Origin of the sequence: uncultured Bradyrhizobium sp. (assembly GCF_936943645.1) — a bacterium.
In the GTDB taxonomy this organism is placed as follows: Bacteria; Pseudomonadota; Alphaproteobacteria; order Rhizobiales; family Xanthobacteraceae; genus Bradyrhizobium.
Genome location: NZ_CAKZJO010000052.1, coordinates 130,083 through 152,456, shown reverse-complemented (window position 1 = coordinate 152,456; position 22,374 = coordinate 130,083). Strand labels below are relative to the sequence as shown.

The following is a 22,374-nucleotide window of genomic DNA, read 5'->3' as shown; positions in this document are numbered from 1 at the left end:
CGACGCATCGGTTTGAACCGTCCGCCGCGTGCTGCCGACCAAGAGCGGTGCTCGCGATCGGGCGGAGATCATGTTCGACGTCCTGGTGAACCTCCTCGTTGGTCTGTCCATCGGCTTTCCCGCCGTGCCATGGCTTTTTGGCGCGCGATGGGGCCAAAGAGGTGTCTGGCTCGGTACCGGATTTGCCGTCGTCATCCTGCTCTGTCTCTTTCCCGTCCTGTTCTGGTTCGGGTGCGGTGACTGCGGGCAGGGCGCGATCGCCCTCTTCGTGCTGATACCGATCTGGATCGCTGCGGCATTGTTGACGATCGCTTCGGCGGCGTTCGCTCACTTCAAGTTCGCGCGCTGACATCTGCGAGACGCCGGGTGGCGATGCTGCGCACGAGACGCGGCGGCTCTCGATCCTTCCCGGAGATTTCCTTCAATTGGATTCAAGTCGACCACGCCAATTCAATCGTCCTTAACTTGTGGCCACGTACATCCGGGTTGTTACAACCGATTGCTACACGTCACAAAGACAACCTTCGCGAAAGCGGCGATGCGGGTGGATTGCAATGGCGGAAGCTGATGACCAGCGCGAAGCCTGGCGGCTCTATGGGGTCAACTGGATCCCGCTGACGGCGATGGGCGCAGTGCTCGCGGGAGCGCTTGCGCTATCGCACTTCTCGGTGGCCATCGACACCGATCTGGTGACGAGCCTGATCATGACAGCCGGCCTCGTGATCTCAGGTCGCTATCTGATTTTGCGGGCATGGGGAACGCGATCGGCGTTCGTCCTCCTCGCCATCGCGCAATTGACGGTTCTCGGACTGTTCGGAGCTCCGCTGACCTATATCGCGGCTTCGGCCAATCTTCCCCTGCAGGACGCCAACCTCGCTCATCTCGATAAGCTTCTTTGGCTCGACTGGCCTGCTTACTATGATTTCTTCGTCACCCGGCCGGTGCTGCTGCAATACGCCGTCCTTTTCTACGCGATGATCCTGTCGCCGACGCTCACCGTTCCCATCGTTCTCGGGTTCAGCAAGAACTATGTCCGGTTGCAGCGCTTCGTCCTGGCCTGCACCTTGACCGTGTGCGTGACCGCTCTCGTGTCGGCACTGGTGCCCGCCATCGGGACGTATCAGCAATACGGACTACCCGCCGATTCCGAGGGCTTCAAGGCGATGGGCTACCTGATCCAGCTCGAGCGCCTGCCACTCGCCCGCGACGGCTCGCTTCGCGTTCTCGAGCTCTCCCAGATTTCCGGAATCGTCACGTTTCCGAGTTTCCACGCCGCCGCGGCCATGCTTGCGCTGTGGGGATTTTGGGCGGTCTGGTGGCTGCGCCCCCTGGCACTGATCCTCAACGGCGGCATGCTCATCGCGACACCCCTGATCGGCGGACATTATTTCGTCGACGTCTTCGCAGGCGTGGCTCTGGCCGCGCTCAGCATCTACGCCACGGAACGACGTAGGCGAGGCAAATTGGCGACCCAAGGTGAGAGTACTTCATCGGCCCGGGCCTATCCCGTTCCTGCAAAATCGGAAATTGTTTGAGGTTGCCGGGCCGCGTGGATAGTCAAAGAGGTGCTCGACATCATGGACGACCTCGCGCGGGACTGCCCGACGCATGGTCTGCGTCACACAAGAGATGGGTTTTGCCCGCTAGGTCGCCGACCGCATGGTCTTCATGGACCGCGCGGAGCGGTGGTCGAGGAGGCCGATTCCGAAGCCTTCTTCCGCGCGCCGCAACGGAACGGGCGCGGGATCTCCTCGGCCCAATCATTCATTAGCTGGAAACGACAACCGGTCTCACGAAGGAGACGGCAGGTGACTCTTCCCCACCATGTGAATTGAGTTCCCATTGCGGTTGGGGAAGCTCGCCTCGTGGGCTCACTTCCGATTAAGGAAACCACCGGTCGTACTAAAACCGCTACCAGCAGGGTCGGACATGATCACTTTCATCTGTCCGCCCACGGCCTGGTCGTACACAACGCTTCCGCTACCCAGCCCTTTATAGGTCCCGACAGCCGTTGACCACGAAGATGCCGGCTCTTTGAAGGCATCCTTAGACACGGCGTATTTTGCCGCATAAGAGCTGGCTCGCTCATTGAATTTTTCCAGCTGCCCATCTTTCAGGTAAGCCCATCCCTCCAGCTCCTCGGCCGTCTTCACCAAGCTCTCTGTGGCGGGATCGTTCGCCGGAAGTTCTTTGGTCGCAAAACGAGCGACGTAATTCGAGCTGCCGATCGAATCCAGAAACCGTCCCGTCTCATAAGACGAGCGTGCTATCTCGACGGTCCACGCCAAGCGTTGAGATGGTTCATTCGCGGTGGTCGCTGCGACTGCATAGAGCTTTGCGCGTTCGGGCGCTTCCGGCGTTAGGGAAGCGAGCTTCGCAACATCCGCAGCCTTGTAACCCATCTTGTCGAGGATATTCCTATTGAGCTCGATTGCTAGCTTCTCGTCGTCCTTTGACCACGCGGCCGGATCGAGAGATACGGATAGCAAATTGCCTGTCGCCGCCGCTTCATCCGTCAGCAACGCGGCGTATTTCGGGTTCGCCTTCGCCGGCTCCAACTCGGCGCGTCGCATTGCCTGCTCATAGATGTCATCGATCGTTTGCCGCACGACCTCACTGCTGACGATTGATGTGTGATCCGCCTCTATTTCAGTGATTTGTCGGGTACTGCTGACGAGTAGATTCTGCGCGCTATAGACCGGAACTGTGCCGTCGCCCTGCATGAGAGTGGCCTTGTCTATGCTGTCGCCAGCTCCGCCGGAGCGAAGATGAAACCAGCCGAACGTGCGATCGGATTTCTCTCGCCCGAAGAAATACTTCACGTCGGCAATGGACGATGGGTCGAAATCGACGATTTCGCACAAAAGCTGCTCGGACTGTTTGAGGAGCGGCGCGAGGTCGTGCTCATAATAGCTGCGTCGAACCGCCGGTGCCCCAATCCGGCGGAGCAGATCATACCGGCGCCACGCGTCGATATCGAATAGGCTGACCGGCTTTTCGTTGTCACCGACGACCGGCACCGCAGCTTTTGCAAGAGCCGGCTTGCGTGAGCTGCAGTATTCGCTGCTACGGATCGGTAACAGCTCGTAGATGCTTGGAAAGCCCATCCCGGCTTGATTGACGGAAGCCAGCACGTAGTTGCGCTCCCAGAGTCCCAGGTAGCGCTTGGCTCCTCCGAGCTCGTCAAAGATGATATTGTAACCCTCCGCGAGTGCCTTGATGGCCTTCGGCGAACCGAGATGCGGAGTCGCGACGAAGATGATCTGCGCGACGTCGGGCGCCTTCCCGTCGGCGCAACGTTCCCTGGCGTATCGCGAGGCCCACACCTTGGTCAGAAGGCCGCCCATGCTGTGCGCGATGATGACGATCGGTGACGATTCCGCGTGGCTCCGGATCGCGCAAACACGATCCCGCAGGAGAGTTGCGTTGTATCCGTTTGACAGACGCCAATCATAGTGGAGAACCGTGACGAGTGGATCGTCGGCGCGATCCGAGGCCAGGGCGTCTGCTTTGGCCCTGATGTAATCGAGCACTCCGCCGTATATGTTTCTGAAGAAGATGCTCTCGACAACGTCAGTCCGGTATGTCCGGTCCGACTTTACGCTGAGATCGACGTCGCGTTTCAGGGCGCCGACGGTGCCCCAGATGTTCACGCACTGACTGCCATCGGGCCGGCACTCGTCGATTGTGGAGCCGAGGATGCCGGGCACGAAAATGATGCGGGGCGTATTCTTCCGTTGAGCCGCATGCCGCTCTTCGTAGTATTTGTCCAATTCCGACTGGGCGATTGACTGCTCGGGTGCGCGTTGCGACAGGGATTTCGGGAGGATGGTTTGCCCGCGGCTCGCCGTGGCAGCCGTCATCAGGATGCAAAAGGCCGCGATCAATCTTGCCGGTAACATCCTCGCCCCCCCCTTTGACTGCAGTTGAATTGTTATCGTAAATCATAACAACTCCACGTTTTATTGTCACGCGAAGGGAGCTTGCTTCAGGCTTCCAGAGGCGCGCTGTCGAGGGCATCCTGGCTCGGCAACCCGGCTCGAATCTGCGGGTAGGCAGCTGTCTGGAAAAATTTATCGGTATCGCTCGAGCGTATCCGGCCCAGCTTGTCCAACCTTTGCCCGCACATGAATACACCCGCGACAGACTGCTCCGCGCGGTGTGATGAACTTTCGATGATGTCATTCTGACGGTGTTTTGCCCGACGAGTCAAAGCTGGACGGCGCGGGCAGAGATGTGTTGGTCGCGCCGGGGCCGGCTTCGCGCGCACTCAAAATGCAAGTAACTTCAACGCCCCTGCTACTGTGCATGGGGTTGTTTTTTCAATTTTTGCTTTGAGCCGGTCGAACTATCCGCTTCAGCGCCGGCCGCGCGGCGCTTCGGCCTTGGCGGGCGGCTCGGCCTGCGGGCCGCAGGTGGCGGCGGCAAGCGTCGCCTGCGCCTGCGGCATCAGGCCGGGCTCGGCGGCCAGCGCCTTCATCAGGATCAGGCCGGTCGTGGTCGGGGAGTCGATGATCAGGCGGTCGGCCGCGGTGACCTCTTCGTCCTCTGGCAGCTCGTTGTGCTGCGCTTCCGTCATCAGGTCGAGCTCGATCACCTTGCGGCCTGCGGAGCGGTCGTTGATGGCGTAATAGGCGATCTCGTTGCGGGTGTAGAACGACACCGAGGTGTAGGCCTGGCTCACCGGCACCGTCAGCTTGATCGGTCCGCCCGTGAGATCATAGCGGCAGATCGCCAGCGCAAAGGCCGGATCCATGAACGGCATCGGCGACGTCTGGGGATCGGCGAGCGGAAGCTGGGTGACGCCATTCACCTTCGTCATCGGCGTCAGGCGCGAATAGGCGTCCTGCGTCGCGATCCGCGGCAGCGCCAGCACGCTGACGAGATGGACCACGAGACCCAGCAAGATCCCGGCAACGATGGTGAACACGAGGCGGATCATGAGCAGCCCACCGTCGAGATCGAGGGCATCGGCGCATCGCGCTGGGTGCGCGTGGCGACGCCGACAGGCGTGTCATAGAGGCGCAGCATCAGGGCGTAACGCTCGATGCCGCCGGTCGGCAGCCAGTTGCCGGCGCGCGAGCGCGAGGCGATGCGGATCTCGAACGAGCCGTCGGACTGCCGCACGATCTCCTGGCTGGTGAAGCCGTAGCGCTGCAGTGAATTTGCGACCAGATGGCCCTTGCGGTCGTACAGCGTCAGCGTCCAGAACCGTGCCGGCGGCGTCACGCCGGAAACGACCACGTCGCAGCGGCCGTCGAGCGCCTTCTTCTTGTCGTCAGCGGTCGCGGTGAAGGCGACACCGTCGCCGGTGCCGATCGGCAGCTCGCCGTTACGCACGATGGTGGCGCGCGAATAGGGGTCGACGTCGGCGGTGCCGGTGCGCGGTCGCGCCGTCCAGGCCCCGATGGTCAGGGCGCCGATCTCGGTGCCGCGCGTCGTCGTCATCCAGGTGGCGCCGACGCCAACCACGCCTGCGAGAAGGAGCGCCGTCAATGTGATCAGGATCAGCCGCACGGGTTTCGATCAGTTCTTGCGCGGGGTGGCTGCGTTCGCATTCTCTTCCGCGTAGTTCTGCGGGAAGGCGAGCGCGCTCGTCGACGAGGGCTTGGCCGGCTTGCCGTCGTTGTCAGCCGATTTGTTCGCGGTCCTGGCAGCGTCGTCGAGCAGCTTCTCGACGCGCACCAGGATGTCGGCGCCGCGCTTGGTCAGCACCGGCGGCGGGCCCGGCTTGGTCTCCAATATCTTCGGCGCCGCGTTGGCCTGGGCGTTGGTCATGTGCTGCGGCGGCAGCTTCTGGCCCATGCCGACGCCGGGGATCTCGCGAACCTCGACGCCCTGATGCGCCGCGACCATGATGTCGTGCCAGGTCTGCGCCGGCAGCGAGCCGCCGGTCATGCGGTTGGTCGGCGAATAATCGTCGTTGCCGTACCACACCGCGCAGCTGAAATTGCCGGTGTAGCCGACGAACCAGGCGTCGCGATACGCATTGGTCGTGCCGGTCTTGCCCGCGGTCGGAATGCCGTCGAGCGCGGCGCGGCGCGCGGTGCCTTCGCTGACGACGTGGCTCATCATGCCCGCCATGTCGGCGGCGATGTTCGGCGGGATGGCCTGCTTCGGCTTCGGGCCGTCGCGGTCCCAGCGCCAGACCAGATCGCCCGCACCGGTGCGCACCTCGAGCACGGAGTGCGGCGTCACGGACTTGCCGCGGTTGGGGAAGGTCACATAGGCCACGGCGTGCTCGAGCACGGTGACCTCGTCCGAGCCGATCGGCATCGACGGCGTGTCGGGCAGCGGCGCCTTCAGGCCGAAGCGGCGCGCGACCTCGACAATCTTGGCGCGGCCGACCTTGGCCGGGTTCTGCGCCTTGGGCTCGTTTCTCCGGCCGATCTCGATCGACAGCTTGACCGGAACGACGTTGATCGAGCGGGTGATCGCCTGCGTCAGCGTCACCGATCCGGAATAGGAATGGCCATAGTTCTGCGGACACCAATTGCCGATGCAGACCGGGCCGTCGACCACGACCGAATTTGGCGTGTAGCCGTTCAGCAGCGCGGTGGTGTAGACGTAAGGCTTGAACGAGGAGCCCGGCTGGCGATAGGCGTCGGTGGCGCGGTTGAACTGGCTGGCGCCGTAGTCGCGACCGCCGACCATGGCGCGGATGCCGCCGTCGAGATCGGACACCACGGTCGCCGCCTGCGTTGCGTGATAGTCGCGGCCGAACTGGCGCAGCTGGTTCTCGATCGCGTCTTCCGCCGCCTTCTGCACGTTGGTGTCGATGGCGAGGCGAACGACGAACACGCGCTCGGTGTACGATTTCGGGAAGGTGTCGACCAGCTTGCGCATCTCGTCGAAGGCATAGTCGAGATAATAGTTCGGCGAAGCCTCGTCGCGGCGATCGACCGCGAAGGCCGGATTGCGGCGGGCACCGAACACCTGGCCCTCGGTCATGAAGCCGGCGTCGACGAGGTTGTCGAGCACGACGTTGGCGCGGGCGCGGGCCGCGGGCAGGTTGATGTGGGGCGCGTATTTGGTCGGCGCCTTGAACAGGCCGGCGAGCATCGCAGCTTCCGCCAGCGTCACGTCGCGCGCCGATTTGTTGAAGTAGAAGTGTGCCGCGCCGTCGACGCCGAAGGTGCCGCCGCCCATATAGGCGCGGTCGAGATAGAGCTTGAGGATCTCGTTCTTGGTCAGGCGCCATTCCAGCCAGACCGCGAGAAAGGCCTCGTTGACCTTGCGCTCGATGGTGCGCTCGTTGCTCAGGAACAGGTTCTTGGCGAGCTGCTGGGTGATCGAGGAGCCGCCCTGGCGGACGCCGCCGGCCTGCGCGTTGGTGACGAGTGCGCGGGCGGTGCCGGCGATGTCGATGCCGAAATGCTCGTAGAAGCGACGGTCTTCGGTCGCCAGCGTCGCCTTGATCAGCACGTCAGGAAAATCTTCCAGCGGGATCGAGTCGTTGTGCTTGATGCCGCGGCTGCCGATCGGGTTGCCGTAGCGGTCGAGGAAGGTCACTGCGAGATCGGACTTCTTCAGCCAGTCCTCGTCGGCGGTCTCGCGGAAGGCGGGGATGGCGAGCGTGAGCATCACGACCAGGCCGCCGAGGCCGAGGGTTGCGGCCTCCGACAGCGGCTCGATGAACACCCAGCGCTTCCAGCGCCCGACATAGAACCGGTCCATGAAGGTCGAGTAGCGCTCGTAGAGCTCGCGAATGCCCTTGGCCGAGGAGAACAGTGAGGAGTCGATGCGCGCGTCGAGGTCCAGAAAGAAATTCCGGACGCGGGTCTTCCAGTTGGATGGTGTATTCTCGACCACCTAGAACCCTCGAGGCTCGCTTCGACAGCGTTCAAGCACCCGGCCGGGGCGGCACCGAAACGTCTTGCGGGAATGTTGCGGCAAACCCAAGGCGCCCGGTTCGCATCCTCAGGGGGGACTTGGTGTTCCTTCTAGCCGAGCGGGGTCCATAAACCAATGGTCACGCTCGCGATTTTGAACAACAGGCCTAATTGACCCCGGTTCATTACGGGCCTCGAAAAGCGCCTGCTTGCGGCATCCCGGCGCTACGGCCTAGATGATGTCGCCGTTGCTCTTTCGAACTCTTGTTGAGGCGCATGACCGCAGCTCCCAAACGACCTTCCCCGCAGGAAGAATTCTTCTGGAAAACCAAGACGTTGGAAGAGATGTCGGCGGGCGAATGGGAAAGCCTGTGCGACGGCTGCGGGCGCTGCTGCCTGAACAAGCTCGAGGACGAGGATACCGGGCAGATCTATTTCACCCATATCGGCTGCAAATTGCTCGATGGGACGAGCTGCGCCTGCAAGGACTATCCGAATCGATCCGACAAGGTTCCGGATTGCGTCCGCCTCACGCCGGCCAATGTCCGCACCCTGAACTGGCTGCCGCCGAGCTGCGGCTACAAGCTCGTCGCGGAAGGGCGCGACCTCTATTGGTGGCATCCTCTGGTCTCGGGTGATCCCAACACCGTGCACGAAGCCGGCGTCTCCGTGCGCGGACGGGTCGAGGGCAGCGAGGAGGACATTCCGGACGAGGAGCTCGAAGACCATATCGTGCAATGGCCCGCGCAGCTGCCGAAACGGGCCCGCCTGAAGCGACGCCCGAAGGACTGAGCCGCCGTCAGGTCCTGGCGACGATCACGGGTTCGGGATGACCCGGGGGCGGGATGCACCCATGCGCCGCGGTGCCTGCCCGGGACAAATTTTGCTGTCTACATTGCACTGCATAGAACGAATCCTTTGCGGCGTTGCGCCGCCCCACGACGTCCGAGCGAGATGAACAAGTTCGACCGGCAGAGCCATTCTGCCGACATCCAGGCTTTGCCCGACGACATCGCCGAGGAGCTGTCCCGGCTTCCGAGCGAGGTCATCAGCGTCGATGACGCCCCCTCCATCGCGCCGCCGGTGCCGCTGTCGCAGGACGAGGTCCGCACCATCGTCATCAGCCTGATGCTGACGATGTTCCTGGCAGCGCTCGACCAGACCATCGTGGCGACCGCGCTGCCGACCATCGGTCGCCAGTTCCAGGACGTCTCCAATCTCTCCTGGGTGATTACCGCCTATCTGCTCGCCTCGACCGCGGTCGCGCCGGTGTTCGGCACGCTCAGCGACATCTATGGCCGCAAGGCCATGATCATCACATCGCTCAGCCTGTTCGTTGCCGGCTCGATCCTGTGCGCGATCGCGCCGAACATGCCGATGCTGATCCTGGCGCGCGGCCTCCAGGGGCTCGGCGGCGGCGGCATCATGCCGGTGGTGCAGACCGTGATCTCCGACGTCGTCTCCCCGCGCGAGCGCGGCCAGTACCAAGCCTATTTCTCCAGCGTCTGGATGGTCGGCGGCATTCTGGGCCCGGTCATCGGCGGCGTGTTCGCCGAGCATCTGCACTGGTCGATGATCTTCTGGATCAACCTGCCGCTGACGGCCGCGGCCCTCGCGCTGCTGCTGCCGAACATGAAGAAGATTCCGGTGTTCCACCGCAGGCGCAAGGTGGACTGGCTCGGCGGCGTGCTGCTGATGGCCTCCGCCGTCGTCTTCATGCTGGTGCTGACCTGGGGCGGCACGCGCTATGCCTGGCTGTCGCCGACCGTGCTGGCGATGGTGGGCGGCGCCGTCGCGCTCGCGGTGACCTTCGTGTGGCACGCCCGGCGCGCCGACGAGCCGTTCCTGCCGCTGAAGCTGCTGACCGGATCGGTGGCGCCGTTCGCGCTGACCGCCGGCGGCTGCGGCCTCGGGGCGATCACCGGCCTCACCGTGCAGCTGCCGCTGTATTACGAGCAGGTCTATCATCTCAGCGCCAGCGAGGCGGGGCTTGCGCTGATTCCGCTCGCGGCGGTCTCGACCTGCGGCGCGGCGATCGCCGGCCGCACCATGGCGCGCGCCAAGCATTACAAGCGCGTCGCCATCATCGGGACGTCCTGGGCTGCGCTGTGCGGTCTCGGCCTCACGCTCACCACACTGCCGCTGTGGGGACTGCTCACGCTGATGGCGGCGTTCGCGCTCGGGCTCGGCACCACGTTCCCGGTCTGCGTGGTCTCGCTGCAGAATTCGGTCGCGCGCCCGCAGGTGGGCACCATCACCGGTGCGATGAATTTCTTCCGTTCGCTGATGTCCTCGTTCACGGTCGCCGCCTTTGCCGCGATCCTGCTCATCGCGCTCGGCATCGACGTTCCGCTCGCCGGCGAGCACCACGCCGCAGGCAGCGTTGCGATTCCCGCCGACGACATGCGGCACGCCTTCCGCTACGTGTTCGGCGCCGCCACCGCGCTGATGACCACCGCCGCGCTGTGCCTGATTGCGATGGAGGAGCGGCCGCTGGCCGGCCCCTCGGCGAAGCAGCCCGTCGAGATGGCGGAGTAGGGCGCTAGCCCGTACCATCCGGGAAGCTGCTCCTCCGCGGCAGCAGAATGGTGAATTCGGTGAACTCGCCCGGCGTGGTCGCGACCTCGATCGTGCCGCCATGCTGCTTCACCACGATGTCGTGGCTCATCGATAGTCCAAGCCCGGTGCCTTCGCCGGCCGGCTTGGTGGTGAAGAACGGATTGAACATCTTCTCCTTCACCTCGTCCGGAATGCCTGTGCCGTTGTCGCGGATGCGGATTTCGACGTGGTCGCCGCGGTCGCGGGTCGCGGCGGTCACGACCGGCTCGTAACCGGCCGCCGCGCTGTCCGCCTTGCGCCTGGTGACGGCGTAGAAGCCGTTCCCGATCAGGTTGAGCAGCACGCGCGTGATCTCCTGCGGAAACACATCGGCCGCGCCTGCCGCAGGATCGAGGTCGCGTTCGAGCGTCACGTCGAACTGCGGCGTTTCGGCCCGCGCGCCGTGATAGGCGAGGTTGAGGCTTTCCTCGACCACCGCGTTGACGTCGCTCAGCCGATGCTCGCCGCCGCCCTCGCGCGAATGCAGCAGCATGTTCTTGACGATGGAATCGGCGCGCCGTCCGTGCTGCACGACCTTGTCGAGATTGTCCTTCAAGAGCCCTGTGAGCTCGTCGACCTCGCTGCGGATATCGTCCGCAAGGGTGGCAGGTGCGAGCACCTCGTTCAGCTCGTCGGTCAATTCGGCCGAGAGCGCCGCGAAATTGTTGACGAAGTTGAGCGGGTTCTTGATCTCATGCGCGATGCCGGCGGTGAGCTGGCCCAGCGAAGCGAGCTTCTCGGTCTGGACCAGCCGGTCCTGGGCTGCGCGCAGATCGTCGAGCGATCTGGCAAGCTCGCGCGTGCGGTCCTGCACCTCGTTGAACAGGCGCGTGTTCTCGATCGCGATCACGGCCTGGTCGGCGAAGGTCTTGAGCAGGTTGATCGCCTTGTCCGGGAATTGACCGGCTTGTGGCCGCGTCACCGCGATGGTGCCGATCGCGATGCCGTCGCGGAGCATCGGCACGACCAGGATGCTGCGATAGCCTCGGGTGCGCGCCAGCTCCTTCATGGCCTCGGTCAGATCAGGCTCGTTCTGCATGTCGCTGCGGAAGGCATATTCCCCGCTCTGAGCCACCCGGCTGTGAATGCCCGCCGACGACAAAGGTGCGGGGAACGAGCTGAGCAGATCGGCATTGCCGGCTTCATTGTCCGTGGTGAAGGCGGCCAGGTGCAGCATGCCGTCGACAACGCGGGTGACGGTGGACGAATGTCCGCCGATCAACGTCTTGGCGCTGTCGGAAATGGCCTGGAACACCGGCGTGACGTCGGCGGGCGAGGCGGCGATCACCTTGAGGATGTCGGCCGTCGCGGTCTGGCGCTCCAGCGCCTCGCGCGTCGCATTGAACAGGCTGACATTCTTGATCGCGATCACCGCCTGGTCGGCGAAGGTCTGCAGCAACCGCACGTGATGGTCGGCGAACGCTCCGGTGGCGCGACGCGTCGCGATGATGAGGCCGATCGCCTCGCCCTCGCTCATCAGGGGTGCGAACAGCATGCTGCGATAGCCGCGGGCACGCGCGATGTCGCGCGCGGCCGGTTCCAGCTCGGTGTCGGGCAATTGCGCCGCGGCTCCCTTCGCCACGAGCTGATGGGGTGGGAAGCGCGCGAAGGGGACCGGGAATGAGGCCTGCAGCACGCAATCACCGGCCGGATCGGTCGGCGTGAACGCGGCAAGGTGCACCGCGCCGTCGACATAGCGCATCACCGCCGTGGAGAAGCCGCCGATCAGCCGGTTGGCGTTGGCGGCGATGGCGTCGAACACCGGCTGCACGTCGGAAGGTGAGGCCGCCATCACCTTGAGGATGTCGGCGGTTGCGGTCTGGCGTTCCAGCGTCTCCTTCGTCTCGTTGAACAGGCGCGCATTCTCGATCGCGATCACGGCCTGGTCGGCGAAGGTCTGCAGCAGCTGGACGAGATCGGCCGCGAACGCGCCCGGCTCGGCGCGCGTCACGCTGATCATGCCGACCGGCGTGCCGTGGTTCATCAGCGGCATGAACAGCACGCTGCGGAAGCCGCGCAGCCGCGCCAGCTCGCGGTTCAGCTGCGGGACGTCAGCGGCCTCGCTGTCGGGAAACTGGATAGTCTCGCCGCCGCGCACCAGCGCAAAGGTCGGAAACTCGGAGATCTTGCGCGGGAACGACGCCTTCAGCCCTTCGTCGGCCTCCGGGCTGGTCGGCGTATAGGCGACGAGATGTAGCTCATCGCCGATGAACTGGAGCACCGTGGCGGAGAAGCCGCCGAGCAGTCGCCTGGAACTGGACGCAATCGCCGAGAACACCGGCCGGGCATCGGAGGGCGAGGCCGCGATGGTGCGCAGGATCTCGGCGCTGGCGCTTTGGCGGTCCCGCGCAATCGCGAGCTCACTGCGCAGCCGCGCATTCTCGGCTGCGAGTTCGTCGGCGATATTCTTCGGAGGGTTGGTCATCTGCAATCCGGCTTGATGCCACGACAGGCGCAGCACCAGGCCGGATTATCACATCCCCTGCGGCCGGAGCCAGCGTCCGGCTTGCCTCACGTGCCGGGCCGGGACACTTCAGTCTCCTTGCTGGTGATGAACTCCAGCAGCACCGGAATGCCTTCCTTGGTCTTCTGGATGCCGCGCCTGATTGCGGGGATGATATCTTCCGGCCGCGTCACCCGCTCGCCATGGCCGCCGAAGGCGCGCGCCATGGCGGCGTAGTCGCCGGAGATGTCGGTGGAGCGATATTTCTCGGTCGAGATCGGCATCACCTTCAATTCGATCGCCATCGAGAAATTGTTCAAAAGGATCGACATGATCGGAATGCGCTCGCGTACCGCGGTCTCGAAATCCATGCCGGTGAAGCCGATCGCCGCATCGCCCCAGACATTGATGCAGAGCTTGTCGGGCTTCGCCAGCTTCGCGCCCATGGCAAGCCCAAGGCCGTAGCCGAGCTGCGTCGTCTTGCCCCAGCCGAGATAGGTGAGGGGTTGTGTCGACTTCCAGAACGGCGAGAGCTGGTCGCGCGGACTGCCGGCATCGTGCGTGATGATGGTGTTGTCGATGTCGACGGTGTGCTGCAAGTCCCACAGCACGCGATAGGGGCTCAGGGGTGCATCGTTGCTGGTGAGCTTCGGCATCCATTTCGCCAGCCACTCCTTGTGCGAGGCGGCGATCTCGGCCGCGACGGCGGAGGCATCGCGATCCGCGGTGACGGTCTTGCCGATCTCCTCCAGCAGCGCATCGAGCACCAGGCCGGCATCGCCGACGAGGCCGATCTTTGCCTCGACGTCCTTGTTGAGATGATTGGGATCGAGCGTGGAATGGATGATGGTCTTGCCCTTCGGCATCGCGATGCCGAAGTTCGTTTCCGTGAACGAGCAGCCGATGCCGAGGATGACGTCGGCATCAGTCAGGAATTTCGGCACAGCGCGCGGCACCGCAAGGCCGCCGGAGCCGAGCGAGAGCGGATGGGTTTCCGGGAAGGCGGATTTGCCGCCAAGGCTGGTGGTGACGGGGATCGCCAGCCGCTCCGCGAGCCGCTTCAATTGCGGCCAGGCCTGCGCGTAGTGCACGCCCTGGCCGGCATAGATCACCGCACGCTTGGCGTTGACGAGCAGGGCGGCTGCTTCCTTCACGTGAACAGGGTCGGCGCCGTAGCGCGTGCGCAGCACCGGCGTGTAGTTCAGCGGCTCCGGCACCTCCTCGTTCCACATGTCGGAGGGAATTTCGACGATCACAGGCCCGCCGCGGCCGTTTTTCAGCTTGGTGAAGGCGCGGCGGAAGATGTTGGCGACCTCGGCGGCCAGGATGATCGGCTCGGATGATTTCGAGAAAGGCTTCATCGCCTCGCTGGAATTGAAGTTCGGCTCGATATGCGCAAGCCTCCGCTGATAGCCCATCGGCAGCACCAGCACGGGCACGGATTCGCCAAAGCACTGCGCGACGCCGCCCATCGCGTTCTCCGCGCCCGGCCCATGCTGCATGCAGAACGCGCCGATCGAGCGCCCCGACGTCACGCGTGAGATCGCATCCGCCATGTGGATGCCGACGCGCTCCTGCCGCACCATCACGGGGCGGATCTCGGCCTTGGCCGCATGCTCGATCAGATGGTTGACGGGATAGCCGCAGAGGATCTCGATTCCCTCGCGCCGCATGATTTCCGCAATGGCGGTGCCGAGCTTCATGGCGTCTCTCTCCACTCTCAAGGCTTGGCCGGTTGATCCGGCCGGTTGGGGGAGAGAGGATCAGGAATCCCGGGAAGCGTAAAGCGCGCGCGATGAGCACGGCGGTAGGCCTGCTATGCACCGCGAGCGTGCACCGGCGCCGCCGGGCGGAAATGGCCGCAGCCGCTCGGCGCCGGCCGCATGCGCTGCAACAGACGCGATGCGGCAACCAGATCCGGCGTCTCGAAACCTTCGGTGAACTCGTCGTAAATCGGAGCGAGCAGTCGCACGGCCCTGGGCCTGCGGTCGGTCGCCATCCAGTGTGCGGCGAGGTCGTTGGAGATGCGCAAGGCGAAGGTCATCGCGCCGATGGCGCGGGCTTCGGCGAGCGCCTGCTGCAACCGCTTTTCGGCACGCAGCGGCTCGCCGGCGTGAAGAAGGACCGCTGCGTCGATCCGCTGAAGTTCCGAGCGGCACCAGCGCTCGCCCTGGCGTTCCTGATGGTCGATCGCCCGCGCGATGGCTTCGCGCGCCTCCACGATCCGCCCCTGTCGCAGATAAGCGCGGGCGAGGACCGCGAGGTAGCTGCCGATCCGCATCAGGAAGCGACATTCGATCAGCTCGTCGATCGCGGCGCGAATATCCTCCACGGCGCGGGGATCGCCGCGCAGGTCGCGAAGGCAGGCAGAGAAATAGCGCTCGACCGGAACCCAACGCGAGATGCGCTCACGTTCCAGGTTGCGACGCAGCCGCATCGTATAGCTTTCGAGCGCGTCCAGATTGCCGGTTTCGAGCGCGATGGGAAGTGCGGCAAGCCCGAATGCGTTCGATTGCGACACCCAATGGCCGCTGCGGTCCGCGGCATCGACGGCGTCGCGGGCGAGCCTCGCCGCGTGCTCGGGCTGCCCTTGCATCCACGCCACGAAGGGCAGGTTGAAGCGGACGGTGATGAACCGATAGACCTCATTCGCATCCTTGCGCGAACGGCCCGCGGCCAACGAATAGGTTGCCGCGAGACGATCCAGCACCGGCCGGCTTTTGCGCAACTCACCTGCGAAGGCGTGAGCCCACGCCAGCGCACGATCGGCTTCGGACGTTGCCGTCAGGTCGGGGTCCCGGTCAGCCAGCGAGGTGGCCTCCTCGAGATGGGTTATGGCGCGCGGCACCTGACCGATCTGCAACAGGTAAAAGGCAAAGCCCACCAGCGTGCGCTGCCGATACTCGACGTTGCCGGCGCGCCTTGCAAAGTCGATCGCATCGAGCCAGGCAACCTCGTTCTCATTCGACATCTTGCGGGCGTAGAACAGGCTCCATCCAAGGGCACAGGCAAGCTTTGCCTTCGACAGATCGTCGCACGCGACGATCTTGGCCAAGGCGAGGGCGTCCTCCAACCGCGCTTGCGCTTCCGACAGGATGAAGGTTTCCGACCACAAGGTGATCGCTGCAACCGTGAGCCTGATTCCGAGGACGGGATCGCCTTCCTCGCCGAGCGCCCAGGAAAGAGCCGCGCGCAAATCCGCGATGCGTCCAAGGTAGCGCTCCGTCCAGTCGGCCGGCTCGCGCCAGTTCCACTCCTCCTCGGACTGTTCGAACAGCGCAAGCATACGCTCCGCATGGCGGCGCAGCGCCTGACTGCAGGCGGGGTCGGCCTGGCGGCGCTCGACTGCATAGCGGCGTGTACTGTCGAGCAGCCGGTAGCGAAGGTGCGCTCCGCGGGCCTGCGCGCTCAGGAGCGATTTGGCGACGAGACTGCCGAGGCCGGTGACGACGTCGATCGGCGCGAGCCCTGCCGCTTCCGCCACGAAAGCCGCATCCTCGGCGGCAAAGGCGTCGCTGAACACCGACAGCAGACTGAACAGCCTTGCCTCCTTCTGCGACAGCAGCCGGAAGCTCCAGTCGATCGTCGCCATCAGGGTCTCATGGCGCGGCGGCGTGCCCTCGGCGCTCGAGGCTCGAAAACCCAGCTTCTGATCGAGCATCGCGACCAGTTCGCGAGGATTGAATCTGCCGATCTGGGCAGCCGCCAGTTCAATGGCCAGCGGAAGGCCGCCGAGCGCGTGGCAGATCGCGGCGACGGCCTCGCAATCATCGTCGACGAACCGGTAGTCCGACCATTCGGCGGCGCGGCGGACGAACAGCTGCACCGCCGGAAACCTGACGGCATGATCGACGGTGAGGGCGAGGCCGGGCCTGGGTGAGGACAGCGAGCCAAGCCGCACGACATGCTCGGTGGCGGTGCCGAGCGGTTCCCGGCTCGTCGCCAGCAGCCTGGACGGCGATGTGTCACTCAGGAACCTGCCGGCGAAGATCGTGGCGGCGGGCAGCACATGCTCACAATTGTCGAGAATGAGCAGCATCTGCCGCGGCCTCAGATAGTCGAGGGCCGCCGCAAGAGCGTTGTCCGTATTGCCTCTGATGCCCAGTGCCGTCACCAGCGCCGCGCCGAACAGCGTCGGATCGGAAATGGTGGCGAGATCGACGAAGCAGACGCCGTCGCGGCACCGTGGCGCAAACGCCTGGGCGACCGCAACGGCAACCGTCGTCTTGCCGATTCCTCCTGTGCCGGCCAGGGTCACGTGCCTGTCGTCGGCCAACAGTTCGGCGATTTCGACGATTTCCGCTTCACGACCGACGATGCCGCGCAACAATGGCAGCCGGGACGATGGGCCTGGCTCGGTGAGCGCAGGATCGTCCCCGATCTCGCCCATGCTGATTTGCACGTCCGCGATGAACTTGTAGCCGCGGCGTGCCACGGTCGCGATGTAGACGGGCTCGGTCTGGGTATCGCCCAGCGAACGCCGCAGGCTCCACATGTTGACCTTGAGATTGCTGTCGTGAAGGAAGGTGCCTGGCCAGGCCGCCGCCATCAGCTCATTCTTGCTGACCAGCTCGCCGCGGCGCTGCACCAGCAATTGCAGGAGCTCGAATGCGCGCCCGCCCAATTTGACGGGGCGTCCGTCGAGCAGGAGCAATTGGCGGCGGGGAACCAGTCGAAACGGCCCGAAGCAGTAGGTGAGTTCCTGTCGGCGTGTGCCCCGTTGCCGTGTCTCGGTGGCAGCCTGCATTGATCATTGCCAATCGATCGAAGAGATCGTCTGTAATTATCATGCGCTGCATACCTGTAGAAGTCAGTGGTTCTGAATTCGCACGATTGCCGCCCGCACTTGCCGGCAGAATGGCTGCGACAAAATCGCTCTTGCGATACCGGCTATTTCTTGGGCACGCCAAGAACCGCCATGCGCATCACGTCGACGCCGCCATCGGCAAGTTCCGGAAGCTTGGCGAACCATGCCTGCACATAAGGCATTGCGTTATGCGCGTCGAAATCGGCTTGGCTGGCGAAGACCTCGTAGAAGATGAAATGACCGGGCTTGGCGCGATCCTCCTGGAGAAAATAGACCAGATTCTTGGGATCGCCGCGAACGAGGTCGATCAGGGGAAGCGTGGCCGCACGCAATGCGTCCTCTTTCCCGGCCTTGGCGCGCACCTGGGCCACCACCGAATAGGCGCCTTCGGGAATCTCCTGATAGCGCACGCGTGGGGCTTCCTGGGCGACGACCGGTGCCGCTGTCATGGTCATCGAGGCGGTGAACAGCAGGAGGCCAAGCGAATTGCGGAGCAAAGTTTTCATGACGAAGTCCTTCACATCGAGATCGTGAGCGCTTCGCCGGGCAACCGGCGTCAGCCGGCCGCCCGGCATTTGAGGGATCAGCGCACGATGGCCTGTTGTCGCCTTGCCAGGGCCTCGCTGAAGCGCTGCTTGACGGGGCCGAGCGCCTTGACGAATTCGAGCTGCTCGCCTTCCGGCCCTTTGCAATAGATCAGCTCCCAGCCGTTCGAAGGTTCCGCGGTCACCCGGTTGGTGTTGGCGCTGCGGGGCGCGGCCTTGCGGTCCGCCTCCGTCATCACGCGGACGATGCGGTTCGCTCTCACCTGCGTCATGCCGCGGCGTGCGGATTCGGCTTCGAGGTCGGCAATGAACTTGTTGAAGTCGACGTCGTCGCGAACGTAGAAGCAGATGTGCATCATGCGCGGAAAAGCCGGGCTCATGTGCTCCACCGGCTCGGCAAAGCTCTTTGCACTGCCCATGGGCTGGTCGGACTCACGATATTGCAGCAGTTCGAGCACCATGTTGTCGAACTGGATGAAGCGGACATCGAGCCTCTGCGCTCCGCTTCTGAGGTCGGGAACGCCGATCGTGCGCGGATTGACCCCGCGTGCATTCGCCTCGATTTCCTGGTCGGCCAGCAGCGTGTTCTGCACCTCGTCGCCCTGGAAGTCGCCATGGCGGAACACCTCGGCGCCGCCGAGCACTTCCGTATAGAACTGATAGGCCCGCTCCATGTTCTGCACTGTCAGCCCGAAATGCTGGACGCCCTGGAGCCGTGCGCCGAGCGGCGCCTCGTTGCGCTCGGCCGGCGACATGCTGTTCGCGCCCTGCGTCGCGGCCTGCGTCGCGGCCTGCGCGTCGGTTGCCGTGCCGGCGACGAGGCCCGTGACGACGGCTGCGCCGGCGGTCTGGAGCAGGGTGCGGCGGCCCATGCCGGTGGCGTTGTCTGCTTCGTCTGTCATGTCGCTCTCCTTGTCGGGTTCGGTGGATTTTGCGTGCGTTGTGCTGCCGGCTTGAGCGGTGCCCGACCGGGATCGATCTGCTGCGCTCGCGACACCTCAGGCGGCGGGAAGCGGAGCTGCGGCGCTGACGAGCCCTTCCGAGCGGAGCTCGCGCCAGAAATCGGCGGGGATGGCTTCCCCGAGCGCTGCGCGATCCTCGGCGATGCGGCCCGGGCGGCTCGCACCGGGAATGACGGCCGCGACCACGGGGTTGGCGAGCGCGAACTGCAGGCCTGCCGCCTTCATGCTGATGCCGTAGCGGTCGGCGATGCCCTTGATCCGCGCCACCTTGCTCAGGATCTCCGCAGGTGCCGGCGCATATTCGAAATTCGGGCCGCCGACCAGCGCGCCCGAACTGTAGGGGCCGCCGACGACGATCGCGAGCTCGTGTTCTGCAACCATCGGCACCACCCGCTGAAGCGCCCTTGCATGATCGAGCAGCGTGTAGCGGCCCGCGAGCAGGAAGCCGTCGGGGCGCGGCTCCTCGAGCGCGAGCAGCAGCTCGATCGGTTCGACCCGGTTGACGCCGAGGCCCCAGGCCTTGATCACGCCTTCGTCGCGCAGCCGGTCGAGCGTCCTGAACGCGCCCTTGCGCGCGCTTTCGAACACCGAAAGCCACTCGTCGCCGTAAAAATCCTGCGCGACGTCGTGCACGAAGGCGATGTCGATGTGGTCGATGCCGAGCCGCTTCAGGCTGTCCTCGATCGAACGCAACGTCGCATCGGCGGAGTAATCGTTCACGATCCTGTTCGGACGGCCGTATTTGAAGACGCCGCCCTTCTCGCCGAGGTCGCGTGCGCCGACGTCTTCGATCTCGTCCAGGATCAGGCGGCCGACCTTGGTGCTGACCACGTAGTCGTTCCGCGGCCGGCCGGCGAGCGCCGCGCCCAAGCGGATCTCGGCGAGGCCGGCGCCGTAGAACGGCGCGGTGTCGAAATAGCGGATTCCGTCATCCCAGGCAGCATTCACCGTCGCGAGCGCTTCCTGCTCCGGGATGTCGCGGAACATGTTGCCGAGCGGCGCTGCACCGAAACCAAGCCGTCCCGGCAGAATATCCCTGAGTGCCATGTTGCGAGTCCTGGGGTGACAGCCACGACCATCCGTGCGCGGCGCGGCCGATCTCAGTCGGTTGCGGAGGTGTCAGCGCTTCTGATGAAGGCCGCGACCTCGCGCGGATGCGCCAGCATCACCGCGTGGCTGCTCTTGATCTCCGTGACCTTCGCGCCCGAGCGCTTGGCCATGTTGCGCAGCAAGCTCGGAGGGATGATGTGATCCTCCATCGTCACCATGTAATAGGTCGGCTTCGTCTTCCAGGCCACGCGCTCGACCTTGGTCTGCACCGCCTGCAGTCCAAACGGCAATTGCGCCGCAGCCATGAAGCGGGTCGTGGCCGGATCGACACCGGCGGCGAACTCGGTCGGGAATTTATCGCGTTCGACGAAGAGATAATTGCCCTCCTTGACCAGCGGACCCTTGTGCTCGCCGGGCGGCACGGGTGCTTCCGACAGCGTAGCGACCGACTCGCCGGCCTCGGGCGCATATGCCGCGAGATAGACCAGGCTGCGAACCTTCGGGTTGTCGCCGGCTTCGGTGATGACCATTCCACCATAGGAATGCCCGACGAGAATGACCGGATGCCGCGCCTTGGCGATCACGCGTTCGGTCTCCGCGACATCGTCACGCAGCGAGATCGTCGGCTGCTGCACGACGAGCACCTCATAGCCCGCCTTCGAGAGAACGTCGTAGGTGTCCTTCCAGCCCGATCCGTCGACGAAGGCGCCATGGACCAGGACGATTGAGACGGTCTTCTCGGCCGCGGCGGCGGGGATGGCCGTTGCGATCGACATTGCGGCGAGTGCGGAGAGAGCAGAGATAAGCGTCTTCATATCAGGCTCCAATCCTCGATACGGCCGCATTGCCGCTGATGAGCCCCTCACTAGCGCACGCAAGCACTACGGTATTTCCGATTCCTGCGCGTTGACCGGCGCATCTTGCTGATCTCGGCTTTCGAAGCCGATCGCGCCTGGCTTCAAGTCTTTGTCTTGCCGGGCTTTTACCTCTTTTAACCGCGCCGCCTCTGGACTTCGCTCATGCGGCTTGTGAGAAATTCAGAGATCGGCGTGGCAGCGGCCGGGGCTGCAACTCATCACCGGATGGAATGATCGCTCGCTTGCGATACCGGGCCGGGAGTCGCCGCAAGGAAGCGGAGATCGTGATGGCGCTCGTGACGCATGGAGATCAGAAATACAAGAACAGCGAGAAGCTCGCGGCGGCCAGCGACTGGCCGGGGCTAGCCATCGAGCATCGCAAGTTCGAGGCGGGGCGGCAGGCGACGCCCGTTCCAATCTGCACGGAAATCGTCGTGGTGCTGTCAGGCGGCGGAATGGTGTGCCGGATCGGCAACGGCGAAGTGCAGAAGAGCTTCGCGCGGCCGGGCATGAGCTACCTCGTCCCCGTGGGGACGCAGGAGAGCCATCTCGAATTGTCGGACCGGATGGAATGTCTTCATCTCTATCTTCCCCCGGCGCTGCTGGACCGGAGCGCGCTTGCGGATTTCGATATCGATCCGGCACGAGTCGAGATTGCCTATGCCCACGGTCTGGCCGACCAGGTGCTCTTCCATATCTGCTCGCCGCTGCGCGATCTGCTCCATCGCCCGCGGCAGCCGACCGACGCGTTGTTCGTGGAGGGGATCCAAGTTGCGCTCGCGGCGCACCTTCTGGGGAATTACACGATCGACCGCTGGCGCGCGCCCGACAAGTCGCCGGCGCTCGATCCCAGGCGCCTGCAGCGCGTGCTGGACTATATCGAGGCGTCTCTTGGCAGCGATATCAGGCTGGAGGATCTGGCGGCGCAGGCTTGCCTCAGCCCCTATCATTTCTCCCGGCTGTTTCGCGAGGCGACCGGATTGTCGCCGCACCGTTACGTGACCGATCGCCGCGTCCAGGCCGCGCGGCAAGAACTGGCGTGCAACCGCTTGTCCCTGGTCGAGATTGCGCTGGAGTTCGGCTTCGGCTCGCAAGCCAATTTCACGCGCGTGTTCCGCAAGGCCGCAGGTCTCACGCCGGGGCAGTATCGCGAATTGTGCTGCGGGGAGCTCGGCGTGAAGGCCGATCGCTCCGATGCGGCATTCCGCAGGGATTGCGCATGATCGCGCATGATCTGGAAATACCGAACGAACCGCATCGGGCAGTGCTGATGCGATGGC

The 22,374-nt window shown here is 64.4% G+C and carries 16 protein-coding genes; 5 read left to right on the top strand and 11 right to left on the bottom strand.

Features of this window, described 5'->3' with window-relative positions:
- Window positions 1-70 precede the first annotated feature (70 nt).
- Window positions 71-349 (top strand): hypothetical protein, encoded by a 279-nt coding sequence (locus tag Q0743_RS11520; protein WP_298241639.1) that lies wholly within the window; start codon window positions 71-73, stop codon window positions 347-349.
- A gap of 205 nt (window positions 350-554) precedes the next feature.
- Window positions 555-1,535, top strand: coding sequence for a phosphatase PAP2 family protein (locus Q0743_RS11515; protein ID WP_298241638.1), 981 nt, complete (start codon window positions 555-557; stop codon window positions 1,533-1,535).
- 336 nt (window positions 1,536-1,871) lie between these two features.
- On the opposite strand, the gene Q0743_RS11510 is transcribed toward Q0743_RS11515, so the two are convergent.
- The 4 genes from Q0743_RS11510 to Q0743_RS11495 all read right to left on the bottom strand — a co-directional run bounded on the left by Q0743_RS11510 (window position 1,872) and on the right by Q0743_RS11495 (window position 7,812).
- On the bottom strand, window positions 1,872-3,902 hold the full coding sequence (locus Q0743_RS11510; protein WP_298241637.1) for a hypothetical protein: 2,031 nt from the start codon (window positions 3,900-3,902) through the stop codon (window positions 1,872-1,874).
- Window positions 3,903-4,357: 455 nt separating this feature from the next.
- The gene (locus Q0743_RS11505; protein WP_298241636.1) at window positions 4,358-4,942 is read right to left on the bottom strand and encodes a DUF1254 domain-containing protein; all 585 of its coding nucleotides are present in this window, start codon (window positions 4,940-4,942) and stop codon (window positions 4,358-4,360) included.
- The gene (locus Q0743_RS11500) at window positions 4,939-5,517 is read right to left on the bottom strand and encodes a DUF1214 domain-containing protein (RefSeq protein ID WP_298241635.1); all 579 of its coding nucleotides are present in this window, start codon (window positions 5,515-5,517) and stop codon (window positions 4,939-4,941) included. The genes Q0743_RS11505 and Q0743_RS11500 overlap by 4 nt, the downstream gene beginning before the upstream one ends.
- A 9-nt stretch (window positions 5,518-5,526) precedes the next feature.
- Window positions 5,527-7,812, bottom strand: coding sequence for a transglycosylase domain-containing protein (locus Q0743_RS11495; RefSeq protein WP_298241634.1), 2,286 nt, complete (start codon window positions 7,810-7,812; stop codon window positions 5,527-5,529).
- 296 nt (window positions 7,813-8,108) lie between these two features.
- Between Q0743_RS11495 and Q0743_RS11490 the strand changes: the two genes are divergently transcribed.
- Together Q0743_RS11490 and Q0743_RS11485 are read left to right on the top strand one after the other, a co-directional pair.
- On the top strand, window positions 8,109-8,624 hold the full coding sequence (locus Q0743_RS11490; protein ID WP_298241633.1) for a YcgN family cysteine cluster protein: 516 nt from the start codon (window positions 8,109-8,111) through the stop codon (window positions 8,622-8,624).
- Between the two features lie 162 nt (window positions 8,625-8,786).
- Window positions 8,787-10,370, top strand: coding sequence for an MDR family MFS transporter (locus Q0743_RS11485; RefSeq protein WP_298241632.1), 1,584 nt, complete (start codon window positions 8,787-8,789; stop codon window positions 10,368-10,370).
- 4 nt (window positions 10,371-10,374) lie between these two features.
- On the opposite strand, the gene Q0743_RS11480 is transcribed toward Q0743_RS11485, so the two are convergent.
- From Q0743_RS11480 to Q0743_RS11450, 7 genes are all read right to left on the bottom strand, one after another.
- Window positions 10,375-12,855, bottom strand: coding sequence for a GAF domain-containing protein (locus tag Q0743_RS11480; RefSeq protein WP_298241631.1), 2,481 nt, complete (start codon window positions 12,853-12,855; stop codon window positions 10,375-10,377).
- Between the two features lie 86 nt (window positions 12,856-12,941).
- Complete coding sequence (locus Q0743_RS11475) at window positions 12,942-14,591, bottom strand: thiamine pyrophosphate-requiring protein (protein ID WP_298241727.1); 1,650 nt, start codon at window positions 14,589-14,591, stop codon at window positions 12,942-12,944.
- Between the two features lie 98 nt (window positions 14,592-14,689).
- A complete protein-coding gene (locus tag Q0743_RS11470) occupies window positions 14,690-17,620 on the bottom strand; it encodes a winged helix-turn-helix domain-containing protein (RefSeq protein ID WP_298241630.1) in 2,931 nt (976 codons plus the stop codon).
- Window positions 17,621-17,763: 143 nt separating this feature from the next.
- Window positions 17,764-18,186, bottom strand: coding sequence for a putative quinol monooxygenase (locus tag Q0743_RS11465; protein ID WP_298241629.1), 423 nt, complete (start codon window positions 18,184-18,186; stop codon window positions 17,764-17,766).
- A gap of 77 nt (window positions 18,187-18,263) precedes the next feature.
- Complete coding sequence (locus tag Q0743_RS11460; protein ID WP_298241628.1) at window positions 18,264-19,127, bottom strand: VOC family protein; 864 nt, start codon at window positions 19,125-19,127, stop codon at window positions 18,264-18,266.
- A 96-nt stretch (window positions 19,128-19,223) separates the two neighbouring features.
- Window positions 19,224-20,234, bottom strand: coding sequence for an aldo/keto reductase (locus Q0743_RS11455; protein ID WP_298241627.1), 1,011 nt, complete (start codon window positions 20,232-20,234; stop codon window positions 19,224-19,226).
- A gap of 53 nt (window positions 20,235-20,287) precedes the next feature.
- Complete coding sequence (locus Q0743_RS11450) at window positions 20,288-21,052, bottom strand: alpha/beta hydrolase (RefSeq protein ID WP_298241626.1); 765 nt, start codon at window positions 21,050-21,052, stop codon at window positions 20,288-20,290.
- Between the two features lie 329 nt (window positions 21,053-21,381).
- Here Q0743_RS11450 and Q0743_RS11445 point away from each other — a divergent pair, with 329 nt between their 5' ends.
- Window positions 21,382-22,317, top strand: coding sequence for a helix-turn-helix domain-containing protein (locus Q0743_RS11445; RefSeq protein ID WP_298241625.1), 936 nt, complete (start codon window positions 21,382-21,384; stop codon window positions 22,315-22,317).
- Window positions 22,318-22,374: the final 57 nt, after the last annotated feature.